General features: G+C 59.1%; 18 protein-coding genes and 1 tRNA gene. 10 read left to right on the top strand and 9 right to left on the bottom strand.

Features of this window, described 5'->3' with window-relative positions; genetic code table 11:
• Positions 1–333: 333 nt before the first annotated feature.
• Both AC4GYV_RS12055 and AC4GYV_RS12050 read right to left on the bottom strand, forming a co-directional pair.
• On the bottom strand, positions 334–534 hold the full coding sequence (locus AC4GYV_RS12055; protein WP_491100946.1) for a KOW motif-containing protein: 201 nt from the start codon (positions 532–534) through the stop codon (positions 334–336).
• Between the two features lie 174 nt (positions 535–708).
• A complete protein-coding gene (locus tag AC4GYV_RS12050) occupies positions 709–1,134 on the bottom strand; it encodes a UrcA family protein (protein WP_491100945.1) in 426 nt (141 codons plus the stop codon).
• Positions 1,135–1,427: 293 nt separating this feature from the next.
• Between AC4GYV_RS12050 and AC4GYV_RS12045 the strand changes: the two genes are divergently transcribed.
• The gene (locus AC4GYV_RS12045) at positions 1,428–1,679 is read left to right on the top strand and encodes a hypothetical protein (protein WP_491100944.1); all 252 of its coding nucleotides are present in this window, start codon (positions 1,428–1,430) and stop codon (positions 1,677–1,679) included.
• A 74-nt stretch (positions 1,680–1,753) separates the two neighbouring features.
• Here the strand turns inward: AC4GYV_RS12045 and AC4GYV_RS12040 are convergent, their stop codons facing one another.
• From AC4GYV_RS12040 to AC4GYV_RS12030, 3 genes are all read right to left on the bottom strand, one after another.
• Positions 1,754–2,011, bottom strand: a complete 258-nt coding sequence (locus tag AC4GYV_RS12040; RefSeq protein WP_491100943.1) for a hypothetical protein — start codon at positions 2,009–2,011, stop codon at positions 1,754–1,756.
• Positions 2,012–2,233: 222 nt separating this feature from the next.
• Positions 2,234–2,932 carry a PEPxxWA-CTERM sorting domain-containing protein gene (locus AC4GYV_RS12035; protein ID WP_491100942.1) on the bottom strand — a complete coding sequence of 233 codons (699 nt, stop codon included), beginning with the start codon at positions 2,930–2,932 and terminating at the stop codon, positions 2,234–2,236.
• A gap of 263 nt (positions 2,933–3,195) precedes the next feature.
• Positions 3,196–3,519: a YMGG-like glycine zipper-containing protein gene (locus tag AC4GYV_RS12030; protein WP_491100941.1), complete on the bottom strand. Its 324-nt coding sequence runs from the start codon at positions 3,517–3,519 to the stop codon at positions 3,196–3,198.
• Positions 3,520–4,112: 593 nt separating this feature from the next.
• Between AC4GYV_RS12030 and AC4GYV_RS12025 the strand changes: the two genes are divergently transcribed.
• From AC4GYV_RS12025 to AC4GYV_RS12015, 3 genes are all read left to right on the top strand, one after another.
• A complete protein-coding gene (locus AC4GYV_RS12025) occupies positions 4,113–4,304 on the top strand; it encodes a hypothetical protein (RefSeq protein WP_491100571.1) in 192 nt (63 codons plus the stop codon).
• Between the two features lie 111 nt (positions 4,305–4,415).
• The gene (locus AC4GYV_RS12020; protein ID WP_491100940.1) at positions 4,416–4,589 is read left to right on the top strand and encodes a hypothetical protein; all 174 of its coding nucleotides are present in this window, start codon (positions 4,416–4,418) and stop codon (positions 4,587–4,589) included.
• 89 nt (positions 4,590–4,678) lie between these two features.
• The gene (locus AC4GYV_RS12015) at positions 4,679–4,825 is read left to right on the top strand and encodes a hypothetical protein (RefSeq protein WP_491100569.1); all 147 of its coding nucleotides are present in this window, start codon (positions 4,679–4,681) and stop codon (positions 4,823–4,825) included.
• A 420-nt stretch (positions 4,826–5,245) separates the two neighbouring features.
• Here the strand turns inward: AC4GYV_RS12015 and AC4GYV_RS12010 are convergent, their stop codons facing one another.
• The gene (locus AC4GYV_RS12010) at positions 5,246–6,550 is read right to left on the bottom strand and encodes a tyrosine-type recombinase/integrase (RefSeq protein ID WP_491100939.1); all 1,305 of its coding nucleotides are present in this window, start codon (positions 6,548–6,550) and stop codon (positions 5,246–5,248) included.
• 348 nt (positions 6,551–6,898) lie between these two features.
• Between AC4GYV_RS12010 and AC4GYV_RS12005 the strand changes: the two genes are divergently transcribed.
• Together AC4GYV_RS12005 and AC4GYV_RS12000 are read left to right on the top strand one after the other, a co-directional pair.
• A tRNA-Ser gene (locus AC4GYV_RS12005) sits at positions 6,899–6,991 on the top strand.
• Positions 6,992–7,080: 89 nt separating this feature from the next.
• Positions 7,081–7,341 carry a hypothetical protein gene (locus AC4GYV_RS12000; RefSeq protein ID WP_491100938.1) on the top strand — a complete coding sequence of 87 codons (261 nt, stop codon included), beginning with the start codon at positions 7,081–7,083 and terminating at the stop codon, positions 7,339–7,341.
• Positions 7,342–7,376: 35 nt separating this feature from the next.
• On the opposite strand, the gene AC4GYV_RS11995 is transcribed toward AC4GYV_RS12000, so the two are convergent.
• Complete coding sequence (locus tag AC4GYV_RS11995; RefSeq protein WP_491100937.1) at positions 7,377–8,381, bottom strand: dipeptide epimerase; 1,005 nt, start codon at positions 8,379–8,381, stop codon at positions 7,377–7,379.
• Positions 8,382–8,428: 47 nt separating this feature from the next.
• Entirely contained in the window at positions 8,429–9,121 is a 693-nt protein-coding gene (locus tag AC4GYV_RS11990) for a helix-turn-helix domain-containing protein (RefSeq protein WP_491100936.1), read from the bottom strand.
• A gap of 88 nt (positions 9,122–9,209) precedes the next feature.
• Here AC4GYV_RS11990 and AC4GYV_RS11985 point away from each other — a divergent pair, with 88 nt between their 5' ends.
• From AC4GYV_RS11985 to AC4GYV_RS11975, 3 genes are read left to right on the top strand one after another with little or no spacing between them, the layout of a single operon-like run.
• Positions 9,210–11,516 (top strand): TonB-dependent receptor, encoded by a 2,307-nt coding sequence (locus tag AC4GYV_RS11985; protein WP_491100935.1) that lies wholly within the window; start codon positions 9,210–9,212, stop codon positions 11,514–11,516.
• A gap of 24 nt (positions 11,517–11,540) precedes the next feature.
• Positions 11,541–13,520, top strand: coding sequence for a serine hydrolase domain-containing protein (locus AC4GYV_RS11980; RefSeq protein ID WP_491100934.1), 1,980 nt, complete (start codon positions 11,541–11,543; stop codon positions 13,518–13,520).
• A gap of 37 nt (positions 13,521–13,557) precedes the next feature.
• Positions 13,558–14,844 (top strand): peptide MFS transporter, encoded by a 1,287-nt coding sequence (locus AC4GYV_RS11975; RefSeq protein WP_491100933.1) that lies wholly within the window; start codon positions 13,558–13,560, stop codon positions 14,842–14,844.
• Here the strand turns inward: AC4GYV_RS11975 and AC4GYV_RS11970 are convergent.
• The gene (locus tag AC4GYV_RS11970) at positions 14,832–15,200 is read right to left on the bottom strand and encodes a hypothetical protein (RefSeq protein ID WP_491100932.1); all 369 of its coding nucleotides are present in this window, start codon (positions 15,198–15,200) and stop codon (positions 14,832–14,834) included. The genes AC4GYV_RS11975 and AC4GYV_RS11970 overlap by 13 nt on opposite strands.
• Positions 15,201–15,300: 100 nt before the next feature.
• Here AC4GYV_RS11970 and AC4GYV_RS11965 point away from each other — a divergent pair, with 100 nt between their 5' ends.
• Positions 15,301–16,875, top strand: a complete 1,575-nt coding sequence (locus AC4GYV_RS11965) for a tryptophan halogenase family protein (RefSeq protein WP_491100931.1) — start codon at positions 15,301–15,303, stop codon at positions 16,873–16,875.
• The last annotated feature ends 126 nt before the right edge of the window (positions 16,876–17,001 follow it).

Raw genomic sequence — 17,001 nt, 5'->3', positions numbered from 1 at the left:
CTCTTTCCGTTCGATGAGTGCCCCCGCTGCAACCAACCTCTTTGACGCAAGCCGGTAAGCGCAGCCCGAAGTGTCCGCTTTCCACCCAAATGCGACCTTAGGAGCTTAGGTCAGGTTCGACCCATTGCAGACCCTAACTCCGGAGTATTCCGGACTGGACGTCCCACCGGCGCCTTTGATCATCACGAGCGCGGGAACTCTGCACTGAGCCTTCTGTTTAGATCCGCATGTGTGGGCCTATTGCCCCGACCTAGGGCACCAACCACGCGCGAAGCGGCCGGGCTTTAGGTCTCCCGGTCGCTTTTGCGCTTCTCATCCAAGGCCGGACCGCGGCTACGCGGGAGAGATGGAGACGTTCCGAGCAAGCGTCTTGAACCTGACTCCGTCAGCTTGTTCGACGGTGATGGTGACGTGACCGGTCGGGCTGGTTTTGCGATCCCTGACTACCCCAGACTTCCCAGCGTGCGTGCCACTTACGACGACGCACTGATCGCCATTCAGAACATTTGCAGAAGGGTTTGATCCGCCACGCATCGCAGCCTCGCTTTCCCGTGTCCCTCTAGCACATCACTGTCTTCATTCGACCCTAAACGGACATTCGATGAACTGCATTGTGCGCGGTAAGGATCGCCTCGCCCTCGATACGACACTAAGGAAGCTAGTGGCCCCCGTTTCAGGGGGCCACCGTAGCGCGGCTGGGGAGGGGCGCTACTTCGCGAGAGTGATTGTGATCACTCCCGCGGCAATTGAAGAGTTGCTTGCCGACGCAATTTCGTGCGCTCGCTGAACGGCTTGTGCGACCTGCGGATCGGCCTGGCTCCATGCGGAGGCCTGGCACTTGCGGGTCTCTACATTCGGTAGAAAGCTAAAGGTGCCGCCACCAGTCGTTTCCAAACAAAGGCTATTGATTGCACCGCCGAGACGTCGATTGAGAGCCGACTTGCCGGTCAACGAAGCTAGGTCGAGATCTGCGTAGTTGATGTGCCTCGTCACCGTGTCCGCGTTTGCAACGACAAGCACTGGACCTTCTCTGGCTACACCAGGCATCGAGAGGGAAAGGCCGCCGAGCACCACAGGAACAGCAGCGCATTTTAATAATAGTGTTCCAACACCATTTAATGAAAATCGTCTCATGATAAGTCCTTATTGCCGAGAAAGCCATGATTGGCTCTCTTTTTGGCTAAAAGGCGCTAATGATGGATGAAAGCGGTTGCTGATCGCTGGGACCGTCACTACCGTCAGGCAGCAAAGCGTCTATATGCTGATAATTTTTCATTTACAATCACTGACAGCAGTACCATCACGTAACTTACTGGTTTATTGAGTTTGTTTATTTTCCTCGCTTCGCAATCAAATGCCACGCGACCTCGCCCAGCGTCCGATTTCCGCCCATTGCGGACATTCCACCGTGCCTGCACAACACGCGCATGAAGTGGAAGACTGCGTCTAAGTGGGGATTACTCGTCTGGTTCGTTATGATGACCGGCACCGGCGCGCTGATGATCTACACGGATTTTGCTGCGCAGTTGGGCAAGGTGGAGGCGCTGAAGCGCTTCGCGATCGTCGCAATCGCAGCATTGCCGCTCATCACATGGCTGATCAAGAAAAGCAGTGATGACTACACGGCTTTCCGAGCGGCATGGCCAACGAAGGCAACAAGGAAGAAGAGCGGCTCTTAGGTCCGCTTTCCACCCATCGGAGACATTCGGAAGCAGCCCGGCCGAGCATAGCCAGGCAAAGGTTCTGGCTAATCTTACAGGCGGTGCTCCGCAGCATCGGCATAAGCATGAAAGACCTTAGGCTCTACGCCAATGATGTACACATCTCTCAGTGCATCACCGCCCGCGCTTCGGCAGTCGTAAATGCAAACGTCGAGCGTCTTGAGGATCTCGCCACCGTCGTGACGTACATGTAACTCGGCCCGCTCGACCAGCGGTCTAGACTTGCCGTCGATGTCAGCCGCGTCGCGTTGTGGAACATACTCCGCGGTCGGAATGAACTTCCCAATCATCGTAAATGCGGCAGGATCGAATCGATCGGGTCGCGCCCTTCCAATCACTATCTCCCCAAATAGAACGTGGAATTGGGCATCCTTCAGCAGCCTCGTCCCCCTGGCTTGAGCAACCATAAATCTCCTAGCTTAGACCAGCAGCTCGCGTGCCCGACGATGGGAATGGCAAGGCGGTCACAATATTGTGCGACCGCCTTGTCGTAGCGTGCTCCGCTAGGGGCTTTAGGAGCTACGCATCGGTGCGAGGTTGAAGCGCTTGCGGCTCCTGCGCAGCGCGACGCCAAGCGAACCAAACCCGAGCAACATCATTGCCCAACTTGCCGGCTCTGGGACGCCCGCCGGCGTAAGGCTGACTGCATCGATGTAGGCTGTGTTGTCGCCGCCGGTAAAGTTCAAACCGTGGAATGAAAGAGAATAGAGTTGGCCCGCCACAAGCGAGAACGGATTAGTCGTTCGCGCAGTAAACGGCTGTCCGGTTACGGTTGCGTCCGTGAAGATCGGATTACCGTCGAGCAAGACTTCGTAGGCTTCGTTGCCCGGTTCGACGGTACCATCGCGCCCCGCGACTAGAAAATCGATCGCGAACATACCTGTCGCGGAGGCTATGAACTGTTGGTTCACGGATCCGCCGTTCTGGATGAACGCGTAATAAGACCCGTCAGGAGTGGGCGTTCCCGGCCACGCGGTGTTGGTCTCAAGTTGGTAGCCACCGCCGGAAGCAGCGAACCAGGGTGAGTTGCCATTGGTGCATTCGAATGACCCGCCGCCGCCGCCATTGCCATAACAATAGCCCGGATTTGAGCCTATCTCGGCGGGCGCCTGGGTTTCAAAACTGCCATCCGCAATCTGAGCGAACGCACCAGTCGCGGGAATGAGCGCTGCCGAGCTTGCGATGCCAAAAAGTGCAAGGACTTGCTTCACGTCCGGTACTCCTTTGCAGAGTGGCCCCCCGGAATCGTTAAACCGCTGTTAAATGAAATGAGTGGCTAAATCCAGCAGCGTTTCTTCAAATCCGCCATAAAATCAGCGTTTTAGTTTGCCACCGATTCAGAAGGGGGTGGCACTTCTGTCCACTTCCGACCCGTTGCAGACATCGTGGAAGCGCGGCCAATGGTTAGATGAAGGCGGCCGCAACAGTTGCTGCGACCGCCTGGATCCGCGGCTTTGCGACGCCTGTCGCAGTCTCAGCATTTAACCTTTTGCTTGTAGTGGTGATTGCCGTCCTTATCGATGTAATAGCAGTATCCGCGAGAATCCCGGTAATACCTGCGACCATGCGAGGTCGAACCAGGAACCAGCGCGCCGACCGTTCCTCCAGCCACTGCTCCTAGACCCGCTCCGCTAAACGGATCTCCCATCGTTGCCCCGGCGAGGCCGCCGGCGGCCGCGCCTATGGCGGCGCCGTACATGGCGCGCGTGCCCGCGCCCGGTGGCGATCCGTACGGGTTGCTTGCGCAGGCAGTGAGAGTCAGTGCGATCGGAAAGGCGATTAGAAGCGTCTGTTTCACCGTACGACTCCTCTATGAGCCCCGGTTGCTCCGGTCGCTGAAGCGTACGTACGGAAGAATTGTTCCCGGTCTAAGCCACTGTGCTTTCAGGAAAATCGGTTGCCTGCGTCTCGAGTTCGACACGAGCGGCGTAATCGTCCGGATCGAACTCCCTGCTGCGAATGAAATCAGAGATGCTTTTCGGAGGTATCGAAGCCCGATGCTCGCGCTGATATAATGCTGCGTTCAGCCCGACCCTTGTATGCGCCCGCCGGTTCGAGTTTGGAACGGACGATGTTTTGTTGGATTATAGGCCATCGCCGGTCGAAAAGCCGGGCATCATACGACGAGCACAGCCGGCAATGGCGGAGCGTTTGTGCCCGGTGCGGTGTTCCCATGCTACGAGAGAAGCCCGGGCGCTGGCGTAGAACAAATCCAAAATGGGCCTTGGCCCGTGCAAGTTCCTCCTTGAGCGACTCTGGCCAGGTCTCCTCGCCGTGAACCTGATGGGCGGCGCGAATGTCCGCTTTCCACCCATTGCGGACATTAGCGCCCGGCTTCGATTTCGATCCAGAAGTGTCGTATAAGCGGTCTCGGCAGCTGGGCCGAAAGCAATGGCAGACTACCGAATCTATTGCTTGGACGCCGACGGAAGTATCGGTCTGGCGGATTGGATCGAGGCGAGCAGCGACGACGAAGCCATCGAAAAGGCCCGCGCGTTGAAGGCAGACGCGCACAAGTGTGAGTTGTGGTTGAAGAACCGACTGATTGGAACGCTCACGCCGGCGGGCTGGCAGGCGCGCTAGGCCGCATTGAGTCGAAAGCAGACATTCGCCCAAGGGCTTAGGTGCTGGAGAGCGCGTTCCTAACCTAGGTGGGATTCCGCAACGAACGTCATCTGAGAGCATTGGTCTCGCATGTTCACGCGCAGGGATCAGTGTACCGCTCTCGCCCGCATATTCCGCAGGCTCGCTGAATCCGAAAGCGACAACGTGATGGTCGCTGTCTGCCTAGACTTAGCACACCAATATGAGGCCGAAGCGCGCCTTTCCGCACCCGTCATCAATAACGATCAAGCGCGGGCGACCTAACGCCCGGTTTGGTCGAAAGTGGACCCTTTGAAGACCGTATGGACTTCATAGTGTACTATTATTATAATACACTAATGAGGAGCACGGCGATGCTTGAAAATCCAGTCCACAAGCGAGCGGCGATCGGTGCAGCAATCGGCGCGGTCGTGGCCATCCCGCTACCATTCGTCGGTCCGATCATTGGAGCACTTGTTGGCGGTGGTATTGGCTATTTCACGGCGGACAAGAAAGCCTGAGCTGATTCCGTCCATCCGGCCATGTCCGCAATGGGTCGCGACCGCCCATTTGGCATCGACGACCTACGAGTAACTGATGCGCACAAAAGCCCAATGTCCGGTTCCAGCCATTGGGGACATTGGGAGCGGTCGCCGACCAACGAGTCGCTTGCCGTGATTACAGGACTGCCCAGCGTTGAAAGAGTATTGAGCCCGTGCTGGCTAGCAACTCTGCTCTATGCGCGCCGCTTCTCTCGAGCGCAGCACACGCCAGGCGCTTAGATTCCTCGAGAGATGCGTCCATCAGCTCGGTGCTGACGAGTTTGCCGTTGGAATAAAGGTTCAGGCGGTAGTCCATGCCCGCACTCTAAGACGAACCGGTTAAGAAGCTAAGCTGCCAATGTCTGCTTTGGGTCGAAAGCAGACATTAGCAATGGGCGCTTAGACGCTCGCTTTTTGGCGCCACTGGAGGAGCGGTCGATCCAGTCCAGGGGTCGATGGTCGCTCTGCTTTGAAGCTCTGCAAATTGGCGATCTTCTGCTCCGCTCGAAGGTGGCTGCAGTAGAAGCGCTCGAGCATTTCCAGCGAGGTGCCCGCGTTCTTCGCAAGGGCGAGGAGGTCCACTCCATCACCTTGCAGCACCCGTAGCATCAGCGCGGTGTGTCTTAGGCTGTAGAGCGTTCGTTTGCGCCCCAATGAGTCGTGCGTGAAGCCGGCCTGCTCTAGGAGGTCCTTAAACCGGTCTGCCATCCGTTCTTTCGCGGTGTTCCGATTAGCGTACTCAGGCATGAAGAGGTACCGCTCGGGATCCACGCCCGAGCGCTTCAGAACCCGCAGGTAAGCCCGAACGGCACCTGGCATCGTGACCGCCACCCTCTTACCCGTCTTCCCGCCCGGCACCGTGATCTTCAAATGCGGGTTCTCGCAATTGCCCACGACCTCGATGTGCTTCTGCTTCAGATCTGCCCATTCGCTCGGTCGAAGGAACGAATTCACCATGAAGACGATGTGGTCGCGAAGCTCCTGCATCCGACGAAGCTGCTCGTGATCAGCCGCCCGGGCGAAGTGTCTTTCGAAGGACCAGCAAACGAGATTCAGCTTACGATACTCGTCCGCCGTGAAAGCTGGTCGAGCACGATCCTTGATCGAAATGGTAGGGAGGCGGGGAATCCGATCGAGGCGTCCGCAATCGACTGCCGAGTTGAGTAATCCCGACAGCGTCGAAAGATGGTTCTTCTTCGTCGTCGGCCTGAACGCCCCCGCTTTGCTGTTGGCTTCGGCAAAATCGAGATAGTCACGGATCATCTTCGATGTGATCGTTCGGATATCCCGCCTCTTGAAGAAGGACTGGAGACCGTTCGGGGCTCTCAAGATTTTCCGGTGATCGTGGAAGCGACGCAGTTTCCGCTCATCGTTGCCTGCTGAAGTAAGAAGGCCGTCTAACCAAGCATCAGCGACCACATCGAACCGATACGCTCTATCGCTGAGCTTCCCCTCGGGCAGAACGCCGCCCCGCCTCGCCACCAGCATGTCGCCATAGAAATCCTGCGCCTGCTGCTTGGCTCGGTTTAGATCGGACGTTCCGGTGCTCTTCGTGTGCACCCTCCGACTGCCCACCGGCATCGTAACCCTGGCGTACCAATTGGGGCTGCCACGTCCGGGCCGCTTCGGCTGCTTATAGAGAATCAGCCCATCGCCCAAGCGTATCGGCTCTGTTTTCAGTGACTGGATATTCCCATCCTGCATGCCCAAAAGGTGGTGATTGAGCAGTCGTTCCACAAGTGTTACGGAACTGCTCTTATACCGGTTACTTAGGCTTCCACGGGTAACTCGAAGTATAGAAGCTCCCGTGGACTACCGCGTCGGAACGGGAAACCTTCGGGAAAGGCTATTATGGAATCGTCCGTCTTGCGGGAATCATTCTTATAGACAACTTTATAATGTCCGGAATTGGCCCGGTTCCGGGTGCTGTCTTATGTAAGTCTGGCATCCCTTGCCCGAGCCGACCTGAACGCCGAAAGGTGTAATTCCCGAGGGGCGGCAGGTTGAAGGATCGGAAACCGGACCTTATAGCCCCAGGCGATCGCCGCATCCGGAGACGTGGGTGAGTGGCTGAAACCAGCGGTTTGCTAAACCGCCGTACGGGGGATTCCCGTACCGAGGGTTCGAATCCCTCCGTCTCCGCCAGCTTTCTCGTTCGCCTTTCCGAAGCGCAGGGGATTGTCCTGATTTGCGGCGGTCCAGCGCGACCCTATGCCCCCACCACGGAGGGGACCATGGACGCCTCTGAAGAATATGCAGCTTGGCTGGAGCGGCTCGAAGAGTTGCGGGCGCGATTGGCTGAGAATGCTGACGATCTGAGCAGGGATCAGTTCGAGGAACTTCGCGAAGAATTCGTACTGGTTCAGCGCCTCATCGATCAGCTCTCGCTGGGTAACGATGGCTCAATGGTGGATGGAGTGCCGACAGCGCCTGAACCCGTAAACGGCTCGACGCCCATATCTCCAGACGGCGGACCGGTACCTTCCAATGGTTGATTGAGCTATTGATCGAACTCAGTCGCGGCTTCAGGTCAGCTTCCGCCCCAAATGTCTTCGGGAACGAAGATGTTGCCGTCCGAATAAATCCGCTCCGCCAGCGGATCGTCGGCGAGGCCGTATGGGCCATCGAGATCTACGAAGTCGCATAGCTGACCGAGAATGAAGCCGGGCGCCATCGCGAGCGTCGACCCGCCCATATTGCCCACCATCACCTGCTTGCCGAACATACGGGCGGCGCGCGCCATTTTGAGCGCTTCAGTCAGTCCTCCACACTTGTCGAGCTTGATATTGATGACGTCGAAATAGGAAGCCCGCTCGCGGAGTTCGGTGAGGTCGAGAATGCTTTCGTCCGCCGCCACAGGAACGCCGGGTTTCCACCCCTCAAGGTCAGCTTCGGCGCCACGCTTAAGAGGCTGCTCGATTAAGGAGACGGAGTAGTCGTTGGCCGCGCGGGCGAGATCCTCAAGACTTTCGCGTACGAAGCCCTGATTGGCGTCGACTCCGATCCACGCGTCCGGGCGGGTTTCGCGCACGACCCTGATACGCTCGCGATCTGCGGCGGCGTCGCCGTCGAGCTTGAGCTTGATCGCCTTGGCGAATGACAGGCGGTGGATTTTCGCCGCTAGGACTGACGGGTCATCTGCCGGAAGCGTGAACACCGTCGTGAGCGGCTTCGGCTTGGAGATGGACGCGAGCTGCCAAACCGGGATCCTGGCGAGCTTGGCCTCGAGGTCCCAGAGGGCGCAGTCGAGGGCGTTTCGAGCGCCGCAGGGCGGAAGGAGCACCTGCAGGTCTTCGCGGGACAGGCCGATCTCGACCGTAGCGCGGACCTTCTCGAGCGCGGCGACCATATTGTCCTGGTCGTCGCCAAGATAATAGACGCCCGCTGCCTCACCGCGGCCGACGCTATCGCCATCGGAGATGGTCGCGACCACGGACGGCATCGCGTTGAAAAGATATCCAGCGATTCGAAACGGTTCAGCGAAGCGGATCGCGGCCTTTTCGACGTTGAGCGTGCGAGTGGTGGTCGTTGCCATGACCTTGGCATAGCAACACGAAACAAAGTTTCAAATACTGAAACACACTATTGTTCGGGTGCGTGGTCGTCCGTGAGGCGCCAGCTCTTCCCGGCTGCCCCGGCGAGATGCTGAATGCCCTGGCCGGCGCAAACTGCGAGCACTTTGCAAGGTTCGTTGCTCGTTCGCACGTACCCGTGCGCCATGCCGCTATCGAAATAGATAGAGTCGCCCGGTCCTAGGGGGAGCGGCGCGTAGAGGTCAGAGTGCAACTCCATCGCTCCGCTCAAGATGTAGAGATATTCCTCGCCCGAATGACGGACCAGGCCGCCCAGCTCCTCGACGCTGCGGGCCTGCACGTCAATAATGATCGGAATCATCATTTTTCCGAGGAGATCGGCGGCCGGATAATGGTGGACGTGACGCTCCGATTCGGCGTCCAATTCCTCTCCGGCACGAGTGACGCTTCGACGCCCCACGGCGACAGGGGCAGGCGGCTCATCCGCATCTGTGACGATGTCTTTGAGGTCCACGTTGAGCGCCTGCGCAAGCCGGATAAGCTTGTCGTAGGTCAATCCCATCTTGCCGTTTTCGAGCTTCGACAGCGTCGAATAAGGCAAGCCCGCGCGAGCGGATAAGGCGCGAAGGCTTAGCCCCTGCGCAATCCGCGCCTGTCGTATCGCGCGGCTTGGCGCCGGCACGTCGTCATTGTTCCCAATCAGGCGATCGACCTCGCCGTTTTCCTTGCTGGATCCTACCATGGTCGCCCCACTTAGAAACCTGTTGCCATTCCTGAAACAGATCGGCAATGATGTTTGCACGACACTGCTTGGGGAGGCTAGTCCTATGATGAAACGCTCAGTCGCTGTTTGGCTGGCCAGTGCGTGCGCAACAGCCATGGCTTCGGGGGCGTCGGCGCAGAATGCACCGGCAGCGTCACCGCAGGATCAGCAGGCGCCGGCGCCGGCGCAATTAGGCAATCCGAACGATATCGTGATCACTGCGGAGAAGCGTCCGCAGCTTCTCATCGACGTTCCGCAGTCGGTTTCGGTAGTTTCAGGCAAAACGCTTGAGTCGCAGCATGCGACCAACTTCCAGGACTATCTAAAACTTATTCCAGGCCTCCAACTGAACCAGGCGACAACTGGTGAAGGGCGACTGATCGTTCGCGGCATCAATACTGGCGGCGTTGCGTCGGTGGTCAGCGTATATGTCGATGAAAGCCCATTCGGGTCGAGCACCGCACTTGTTAACGGCGGCGTCCTCGCAGGCGATTTTGATACATTCGATCTAAACCGCATCGAGGTTCTACGCGGGCCGCAGGGCACACTTTACGGCGCAAGTTCTCTCGGTGGTGTGTTGCGCTTCGTCACCAACGCACCATCGACTGACAGTGTGATCGTGCGTGGCCGCGTTGGGCTCGAGACAGTCGCTGGTGGTGACCTCGGCTATAACGCCAACTTGGCAGTGAACGTGCCCCTCGGCAAAAACGTAGCATTTCGAGGTTCGGGAAGTTTCCGCAAGGACGGCGGCTTCATCGATTCGATCGGCACCGTAGGCACAGATCTCTTCGGCCTCGGCTTTGGCCCTGGCCCGTCCGACATCGCTAAGAACATCAATAGCGACAAGGTCTACAGTGGTCGCGCGTCGCTCCTCTTTCAGCCAAGCAAGGCGGTCTCCATTCGGCTGTCCGCAATTGCTCAGAATATCGATGCGAATGCACCGACGCTCGTTGAGGCGGATCCGGTCACGCTCAAGCCTTTACACGGCATGTCGCAATCGCAGTTCGTGCCAACCTTTTCGAACCTGCATTATCGCTTGTACAATGCGACAGGTTCTTTCGATCTCGGCTTCGGGACACTGACAAGTTCGACGAGCTTCAGCAAGCAGAACCAAAATCGCCGCGAAGACTTCACGAACTATTATAGCGCGCTTCTACAAATCGCATTCGGATTCCCGCCCAACAACTTCTTCCAGCCACAGGACACCAATCTAACCAAATTTACTCAGGAACTCAGGCTCGCGGGTCAGACGAAGATCGTCGACTGGCTCGTGGGCGCTTTCTATACTCATGAGAAAGGTCTGATCGCGCAGGAGTTGGTGGCGGTTGAGCCGGGTACGATGACCCCACTTGATGTTGACCCGGGCAGCTTGCAGCTATCTTCCAAATATAAGGAACTAGCAGGCTTCGCCGACGCGACATTCCACATCACGCCCCAATTCGACCTTCAGCTGGGCGGTCGTTACAGCGGGAATGATCAGTCGGCTCATCAATCCTCCCCTCCGGGCGGGCTACTGGTTGGAGAATCAGACACCAGAAACCATTCAAGCGAGCACGTGTTCACTTATTCGCTCGCGCCAAAGTATAAGATCAACTCCAACATCAGCGTGTACGCGAGGGTAGCCAAGGGTTTCCGTCCCGGCGGTCCGAACGTCATTGCGCCCGATGCGCCTGCAGATCTTCAGACATTCAATTCCGATACCGTGACCAGTTGGGAAGCGGGAGTGAAGGCTCAGACGGCCGATCATCGGTTTAGTGTCGATGCCGCGGCTTTCCATATCAAGTGGAAGGACATTCAGCTCTTCGCAACCGTCTTTGGGTCGGATGGGCTTCCGTATAACATCAACACGAATGGTTCGACGGCCAAGAGTGATGGGCTCGAACTCACGGCAACAGCGCGCCCTCTGTCTGGCCTCGATCTCTCCATCAACGGGGCCTACACCAACGCGCGCTTGACTGCCGACACTCCTGCAACCGTCGGCGGGTTCGCCGGAGAGCAATTGCCGTTTACCCCCAAGTTCAGCGTGGGCCTGAATGGCGATTACCATTGGCAGTTGAAAGCAAACGCGCGAGCTCATGTCGGCGCATCACTCCGGCATTTGTCGAGCCAGACTGCAGATTATGACGCAGACTTCGTGGCTGCCTACGGGCATCAGCGCCACGTTGACCCTTACAGTGTCCTAGATCTCTTCGCCGGCGTCTCGTTTGGTCGTTTCGATGTCGAAGCCTACGTGAAGAATCTCAACAATAGCCATGGTGTGGTGTCGGTGGCAGGACCCGGGCAAGCGCCGCTTGAGCTCTATCCAGGCGGTGCCGTCGGCACGGGCATCATCCGTCCACGGGCTTTCGGCGTCACACTCGGCGTGAACTACTAGGGTCGGAGAGGAAAGATGCGACCGATGAAGTGGATTCTCGCGGCGCTTGCTGCAGCGGCCATCCCAGCCTCCGCCCAATCGCCTGCGCAACTGCAGCCGACCAAGTCCAATACGGCGGTACTTCCAGCGCCGCAAACGCCGGCGACTTCCGCAACCGGAACGACGGCTCGTGAGCTCACCAAGGCCGACGTGGACGCGTGGCTCGACGGCTTCATGCCGTATGCGCTCAAGGCGGGTGGCATCCCCGGCGCGGTCGTGGTCGTCGTCAAGGACGGTCAGCCGCTGACGGAGCGCGGCTTCGGTTATTCGAACGTGAAGGACCAGAAGCCGGTCGATCCCGCCACGACCATGTTCCGTCCCGGCTCTGTGTCTAAGCTGTTCACCTGGACGGCTGTCATGCAGCAGGTCCAGGCTGGCAAGCTCGACCTCGACAAGGACGTCAACACCTACCTCGACTTCAAAATTCCGGAGAAGTTCGGAAAGCCGATCACGCTTCGCAACCTGATGACGCACACTGCAGGCTTCGAGGAAACGGCGAAGTTCCTGATCGATTACGACAAGAAGCCCGTGTCGCTCGGCGACGCGCTCAAGCGCTGGGTCCCTGGCCGCATTTATCCGCCGGGAACGATGCCCGCTTATTCCAACTACGGTGCATCGCTGGCCGGCTATATCGTCGAGCGCGTCTCGGGCGAGCCGTTCAACCAATATGTCCAGCGGCACATTTTCGATCCGCTCGGAATGGCGCATTCGACCTTCGAGCAGCCGCTTCCAGCGAACTTCAAGCCGTTCATGTCGAACAGCTACGAATATGGGTCGGACAAACCCCAGCCATATGAGATCATCCCGCTGGCTCCGGCCGGCGCGCTGGCGGCGTCCGGTTCGGACATGGGCAAGTTCATGATTGCCCATCTCAACAACGGCGGACCTTTGCTCAATCCCGCGACGGCGCAGCTGATGCACGCGCCGGCGAACCACTTCTACACTTCGCTGCCGTCGATGGCGCTCGGCTTCTATCATGAGGACCGGAACGGCCTGAACATCGTCGGTCATGGCGGCGACACGATCTTCATGCATTCCGACCTGCACCTGTTCCTCGACAAGAATGTCGGGCTGTACGTATCGATGAACAGCGCGGGCAAGAATACGGCCGTGCATCCGCTTCGCGAGCAGCTGTTCGAGGATTTCACCGACCGTTACTTCCCGGCCCCCGAGAAGAAGCTGCCGACCACCAGCACCGCCAAGGCGCATGGTCAGGCCTTGTCCGGGCACTACGTCAGCAGCCGTGCAGGTGGCTTCAACTTCTTCCGCATGCTGGCGCTGCTCGGCGAGAGCAAGGTGTCGGTCGATCAGGATGGCATCCTGACCGTCTCCACGGTTACGGACCCGTCGGGCGCACCGCGCAAGTGGCGGGAAGTCGCGCCTTGGGTGTGGCAGGAGGTCAACGGCAGCGACAAGCTCGAAGCCGTCGTCGACAGCAATGGTCGCGTGAAGATGTTCTCGATCACGCCTTATGCGGCGATCATCGAGTTCCTTCCGGCGCCGGGCTCGCTCAACGCGGGCTGGATCTTGCCGGCCGCTGGGCTCGCGCTTTTCATCATGCTGGTCGCCGCCTTTGCATGGCCGATCTCTGCGCTTGTTCGGAGGAAGTACAAGGCTGCGGCGACCCTGAGCGGCCGACCGTTGCTGCTGCATCGGGCCACGCGCATTACGGCCTGGCTCTATCTCGCGGTGGTCATGGGCTGGGTGATCATCCTGTCGGTCATCGAGAAGGACCTGACGTTCCTGAACGGCGGAGCCGACATCTGGATGCGCTTGCTCCAGCTTGTCCTGATCCTTGCGATCATCGGCTCGTTCATCGCCGCGTGGAACGCCTGGATCGTGGCTCGCTCGCCAGGCAAGCATAAGGTCGCGACAATCTGGGCAATCCTTGTGGCTGTGGCAGCTCTGTTCCTTGCGTGGGTCTGCCTCGACGCAGGACTGCTCACCGCTTCGCTGAACTACTGACGACGTGACCCGGGCCGGCACGATCAGGAGAGGGGACGTGCCGGCCCGGACTTTGTTCGGGCATCCCCCCGGCCTGACGGTTCTGTTCACGACCCAGATGTGGGCGGAGTTCTCGTTCTTCGGACTGCAGGCCCTGCTCGTCTATTACATGACGAAGCATCTCGGCTTTTCGCAGGCCAAGTCGTCGCTGATCTACGGCGCTTATGGTGCGGCCGCGTTCTTCAGCCCCTTTTTCGGAGGGTTGATTGCCGACCGATGGCTGGGCCGTACGGTGAGTGTGATCATCGGTGGTGCGATGATGATGCTCGGCCATTTCGCCATGGCCTTCGAAGCATTGCTGTTTCCGGCGCTGGTGCTGGTCGCGCTGGGCAACGGCCTCTTCATCCCGCCACTCGCGATTCAGGTCGGTAGCCTTTACGCCGACGACGACCCGCGAAAGGCCTATGCCTACAGTGCCTACTACATGGGCATCAATTTGGGCGGCCTCCTTGCACCCTTGGTGTGCGGAACGCTGGGCGAGATCTACGGCTGGCACTGGGGCTTCACTGCCGCCGGCATTGGGATGGCTATCGGGCTGGTCATCTATTGCAGCTTCCTGAGGTTGCTCCCTCCCGAACCGAACCGCGCCGAGCTCGCCACTGAAGCGCGATCGACGCCGGTGATCCGGGAGCATGTCGTGACGCTGCTACTGATGATCGCGATGGTTGTGCTGTTCCGCGTCGGCTACGAGCAGAGCGGCAACGTGATTGCGCTCTGGGTGTCGGATTTCACCGACCGATCCCTGAACCTGTTCGGCCGGCAGGTCTCAATCCCCGCGACCTGGTTCCAGTCGATCAATCCGCTTCTGATCATTATCGGAACGCCGTTGCTCATCCGCTTCTGGCGGCGGCGCAAGGCGAAGGAAACAACCGCGCATCTGCTTCGGCGAATGGCGATCGGCTGCCTGATCGCCACAGCTGCAATGCTGGTGATGGTCTCGGCGGCAACAGCTAGTGGCGTTGAAGGCGCTCGCGTCAGCTCGCTCTGGGTATTCGTCTATTTCGTGCTCCTCACCTTGGGCGAGCTGTTCGTGATCCCGGTCGGCCTGACACTCGTCGAGTCATTGGCGCCGTTGCGCTTCGCCTCGATGGCGATGGGCGGATGGTACATCGCCAAATTTCTCGGCAGCCTCCTCGCCGGGATCATGGGCGCATATTGGCTGAAGATTCCGCCTGCCGCTTTCTTCGCGCTGGGCGCGGCGACGACACTTCTCGCAAGCTTCAGCTTGCTTGCAATGTCGCGGTGGACGGCCCGAACCGACCCCGCGGATCTTCAGCGCGCGTAGGGCACGAAGTCGCCAAGCACGCAGGCGTTGCCTTGGATGCGTGTGATCGGGTCGAACGACCGCACGAGATCGCCGCGACAATAAGATGATCCGATTGGCTGAACGACCAAGGTCGCGTCTGGGCGGATGCTGCAGTCGTTGAGGTGATTGGCCCAGGTCGTCCGGCCTCTACCATATAGCAGGACGCGCGGATCGCTTGGGGATACTCGAAGCGACTCAGACGGCACGATCAGCACGCATCGCTGCGGCGTTCCCGCAGTGCCGGAAGGTGTCGCTGATTGGCCTTGCGGAGCGGGTCCGGACGAGACCGCGCAAGCGCACAGCGTTGATCCAATAATGAGAGGCGTAATGCGCATGCCGCAACTTACGCCCAAATCTCACCCAATTAAACGCAACCTTGCGACGAACGCCCTGCGTTGGTGTAAGCGGCCGCGGACTCGGAGTGTGGGAGATTGAATGGCTCGGCCGGATCAACCCGTTCGCAGGGTAACGATCGTGGGTGGTGGCACCGCTGGATGGATGACAGCAGCCGTCCTCTCGCAGTGGCTCACGAAGGTCGAGATCAAGCTGATCGAGTCCGACGAGATCGGAACGATCGGCGTCGGCGAAGCGACGATCCCGCACATCCGCAACTACATGACGCTCGCGGGCATCGATCCGCTCAAGATGATCTCGGAAAGCAAGGCGAGCTTCAAGCTCGGCATCCAGTTCGTCGACTGGGGTGCTCCAGGTGAGATGTACATCCACGGCTTCGGCAAGATCGGCCGAGACATGCTCTGGCTGCACCCGCATCAGCTTTGGCTCGCGGCTCGGGCACGTGCAGCCGAGAAGGTGAAGCCGTTCGATGCGTATGCGATCAACTGCGTCGCCAGCCTCAAGAACCGGTTCGCGTTCCCGGATACGCGGACGCCCAATTCACCGCTGCGCGACATCGACTACGCTTACCATTTCGACGCGTCGCTGTTCGCGCGCTTCCTGCGGAGCGAGAGCGAGGCTCGAGGCGTACAGCGCGTCGAGGGTCGGATCGTCGAAGTCATTCAGGATCCGGAGAATGGCTTCGTCGAAAGGGTGAAGCTCACCGACGGGCGCGAGGTCGGCGGCGACCTGTTCGTGGATTGCTCCGGCATGCGCGCGTTGCTGATCGGCGATGCACTCGGAGTCGGCTACGAAAGCTGGAAGCAGTGGCTGCTTTGCGACCGTGCACAAGCCGTGCCTTGCGCTAGCGTCTCCCCGGTCACTCCCTACACGCGTTCGACGGCGCGGAAGGCCGGATGGCAATGGCGCATCCCGCTGCAGCACCGGATCGGCAACGGCTACGTCTATTCCTCGGACCTGGTGAGCGACGAGGAAGTTGCGGAATCGCTTCTCGCTAACCTCGACGGTGAAGCCATGGCGGATCCGCGCCCGGTTCGTTTCGCGCCGGGCCGGCGGCTCAAGGCGTGGGACAAGAATGTCGTTTCGCTCGGTCTCGCCTCCGGGTTTCTCGAGCCGCTGGAATCGACCAGCATTCACCTGATCCAGACGGGCATCCTGCGGCTGCTCGGCATCTTCCCGTCGCTCGGTTTTTCGGAAGCCGACATCAACGAGTACAACCGCCAATCGCGCTTCGAATATGAAGATGTGCGCGACTTCATCATCGCGCACTATAAGGTGACGCGGCGCACGGAAGATCCCTTCTGGGACTATGTGCGCGAGATGGATGTGCCTGACTCACTGAACGAACGTTTCGAGCTCTTCCGCTCGTCAGGCCGCTTCTTCAAGCGAGGCGCTGCCGAGCTCTTTGCGGAGGAAAGCTGGGTCCAGTGCCTGATCGGCCAAGGCTTCGACATGCATGCCGATCCCGTCACGGAATTTGTCGATGACGACACGCTCTTCGGTTTTCTGGACGACCTGCAGGAGACGATCGAGCAAGTCGCCGACAGCCTTCCCGATCACGGCGATTTCCTGAGGCGTTTGCCGCCGAACACGCCACCGCAACAGACGACCGCACCGGACGTCAATTTCAAGATCAGTTACGAACGGCCGCGTTGACTGAGGTTCGTGGCGTGAAAGTCACAATGGCCGGAAATGTGAGGGTCTTCACCCACACCTGTAATTGACACATCCCGATTCCGCGCGCTCTTTCGCGCCGAAAGAGCCAAATGGCCGATCTGTATA

The sequence above is a fragment of the Sphingomonas sp. SP4 genome (assembly GCF_058313375.1).
The sequence above is the reverse complement of the archived record's forward strand: the minus strand, read 5'-3'. Positions and strand labels throughout refer to the sequence as shown.